Genomic DNA, 2,477 nt, shown 5'->3' with positions numbered 1-2,477 from the left:
AGGCAGTATTGGATTTTACTGCTTGGGTTGGGGTTTATTCTTAGAGGAAGAAGGCTTTAACGTTGGTGGTTTTGGGTTTTTCAGGGTCGACTATTTAGCAAAAAACCTCTCTATTTTTATGGCTATGACTTTTATTTGAAATTACGGTCTATTATGTTAAAATGAATGTAATTAAGTTTAAAGGATTAAATCATGCCAGTTGTTGATTTAATCGCAAGAGTGAAGAGCTCTGCGAAAAACCGTACAAGTAGTGAGAGAAGAAGCTTATTAATTAGTGCTCATATTTTAGATGAAAAAACAGGTAGCTATGATGCGAGATTTTTTTCAAAATCAACCGTAGAAAGTAGTGTCTCTAAATCTCCAAGAAAGACCTCAAAAATCGCTTCTTAATGTACTCTTCTAAACCTGCATTTGTTTATGGCTTCCATGGATTAGATAAAACAATCGCTTATGAAATTTTAAATCAAAAAATAGATTTTAAACCCAGTCATAATACTTTTGATTGGCTTGGTCAAGGCGTTTATTTTTGGGAAAACAATTATGAGCGTGCTATTCAATATGCCGATGAAGATTCTAAAAGAGCTAAAACAAAAATCAAAGAGCCCTTTGTCTTAGGTGCAATTCTAGATTTGGGAAATTGCTTTGACCTTTTAGATCAAAAATATCTTGATTTTCTTAAAATTGCATATGAAGAATTTAAAAAATCCATTAAAGAAGCAGGTCACCCCATGCCACAAAATGCACCTTTTGGCGCGAATGACTTTGATTTTAAAAAACGTGAGCTTGATTGTGCTGTCATCAGGTATGCCCATAAGCTTGCTGAAGACGCTGGAGAAAAATTTGATTCGGTTCGTGCCGCTTTTTGGGAAGGTGAGCCACTCTATGAAGGAGCTGCTTTTAGATCGGCAAATCATATACAACTTGCTATTTTAAATCCAAATTGCATTAAAGGTGTTTTTTTACCTAGAGAAAAGAACTAAAATTAAAGTAGCCTCGTCCCCTTTTATGGAAAATGAGTGTGAGATGTTTTTAAAGACCATTATTCCGAGCCGAAAATTGGTCAAACAGTTTGGAGGTAAAAAACAATGAAAACAAAAAAATAGTCCTAGATGCCGAAGAAGCGCAACTTCTAAGCGAGATAGAAGCAGGCGAATGGTACGAAAAACCACTGGACAAACAAGCATTAAGTGCATACCAAAACCATGCCAAATACATAAAATCATTAAATGAAAAAAGACAAAACAACATTCGCTTTTCTGTCAGCGACCTAGCCGTCCTTAAAGCAAAATCCAAAGAGCTAGGCATCGGGTATCAAAATCTCATTCAAGCGCTGGTGCATAACTATGTGAAGGGTGATAATTAAGCTGGAAGTGTGAGAAATAAAGCTTTACATGTAAAAAAGGAATAGGGTAAAAAGTTAAAAGTTTAGCCCTGACCCCTATTTTTTTTATAGCCCTGACCCCTATTTTTTTTAAGCTGGAAGTTTAGTCTCCTTTTGCGGTATAATATTCTCAAATATAGGGAGTGTAAATGCCTACACTTTTGCTTCAAGACGGTTTTAAATTTTTCTTTTATGCGAATGAACATGAACCAAAGCATATTCATGTGATGAAAAATGAAGGTTTTGCAAAAGTGGAGTTAGCGCATTTAAAAGTCGTGCATAATTACCTAAAACCGAAAGATTTAAAAGTAGCATTGGCTATCATAGAAGAGCACAAAGATGAATTTGAAAGGAAATGGAATGAGTGGTTTAATTAAAGGCAAAGAAGTCCATTTTGATGATACCTATTTACATGTAAAGCTCAGTGACGAGCGCATCATCTCCACTCCGCTTGATTGGTATAAACCACTTAAAAACGCCACACTTTCTCAACTTAAAAACTACACATTTATCTGCTTAGGTTCTGGCATCGAGTGGGTGGAACTTGACTATCAGTTAAGTATTGAGAGTATGTTACATGTTGAGAGTAGGGTTGCGTGAATGGAACGAATTAAAAATTTGAATAAAGATAAAATTATATCAATTGAGTATAACCGACCTGTACGTGCTAATAGTAAAATTACTATTACATACCATGATGAATGCTTATATTCTGCTGAAGAGACTTATGAGAGAAAAGACATTGAGGCTTCTGTGTACACTTATGCATCTGGATACATCCTTGTACATTATACTAAAAGAGATGATATTCCAGAACTTTTTATAGTATATAGATTAAAAGGCTATAACGTACTTGATGAGCCACTAACTTTTGGTGATTATGGATTAAGGCTTAGAAAAAATGAAGGTATGGTTTTTTCAGATATGAATGAATTGCCGATGTTGATAGAACTTTTTAAAGAAGATGAAGATTATAAAATATCAATAGAAGCACCAGATGGTAGCAGAAAATATATAGTCGACCCTGAAAAACAAGTAAAACCCTTATTTTTAGGGCTTTAGAAGCAATTTTGTAGTATAATTTCGACCATAAACA

General features: G+C 34.5%; 6 protein-coding genes. All 6 read left to right on the top strand.

The annotated features are described in order from the left end of the window. Positions 1–192 precede the first annotated feature (192 nt). Positions 193–390 (top strand): hypothetical protein, encoded by a 198-nt coding sequence (locus tag JU57_RS13500; RefSeq protein WP_037962192.1) that lies wholly within the window; start codon positions 193–195, stop codon positions 388–390. Next, positions 390–980: a hypothetical protein gene (locus JU57_RS13495; RefSeq protein ID WP_037962190.1), complete on the top strand. Its 591-nt coding sequence runs from the start codon at positions 390–392 to the stop codon at positions 978–980. The genes JU57_RS13500 and JU57_RS13495 overlap by 1 nt, the downstream gene beginning before the upstream one ends. 89 nt (positions 981–1,069) lie before the next feature. After that, positions 1,070–1,363 (top strand): hypothetical protein, encoded by a 294-nt coding sequence (locus JU57_RS13490; RefSeq protein WP_037962188.1) that lies wholly within the window; start codon positions 1,070–1,072, stop codon positions 1,361–1,363. A 167-nt stretch (positions 1,364–1,530) separates the two neighbouring features. Continuing rightward, complete coding sequence (locus JU57_RS13485) at positions 1,531–1,758, top strand: DUF4160 domain-containing protein (RefSeq protein WP_037962186.1); 228 nt, start codon at positions 1,531–1,533, stop codon at positions 1,756–1,758. Then, positions 1,742–1,981, top strand: a complete 240-nt coding sequence (locus JU57_RS13480) for a DUF2442 domain-containing protein (protein WP_037962183.1) — start codon at positions 1,742–1,744, stop codon at positions 1,979–1,981. The genes JU57_RS13485 and JU57_RS13480 overlap by 17 nt, the downstream gene beginning before the upstream one ends. Beyond that, complete coding sequence (locus JU57_RS13475; RefSeq protein WP_037962181.1) at positions 1,982–2,443, top strand: hypothetical protein; 462 nt, start codon at positions 1,982–1,984, stop codon at positions 2,441–2,443. Positions 2,444–2,477: the final 34 nt, after the last annotated feature.

The sequence above is a fragment of the Sulfurospirillum sp. SCADC genome (assembly GCF_000743525.1).
GTDB lineage: Bacteria > Campylobacterota > Campylobacteria > Campylobacterales > Sulfurospirillaceae > Sulfurospirillum.
The sequence above is the reverse complement of the archived record's forward strand: the minus strand, read 5'-3'. Positions and strand labels throughout refer to the sequence as shown.

Coding starts and splice junctions, on each gene's coding strand:
- JU57_RS13480 (WP_037962183.1), top strand. CDS start 1,742: ATGAGTGGTTTAATTAAAGGCAAAGAAGTCCATTTTGATGATACCTAT.
- JU57_RS13500 (WP_037962192.1), top strand. CDS start 193: ATGCCAGTTGTTGATTTAATCGCAAGAGTGAAGAGCTCTGCGAAAAAC.
- JU57_RS13495 (WP_037962190.1), top strand. CDS start 390: ATGTACTCTTCTAAACCTGCATTTGTTTATGGCTTCCATGGATTAGAT.
- JU57_RS13475 (WP_037962181.1), top strand. CDS start 1,982: ATGGAACGAATTAAAAATTTGAATAAAGATAAAATTATATCAATTGAG.
- JU57_RS13485 (WP_037962186.1), top strand. CDS start 1,531: ATGCCTACACTTTTGCTTCAAGACGGTTTTAAATTTTTCTTTTATGCG.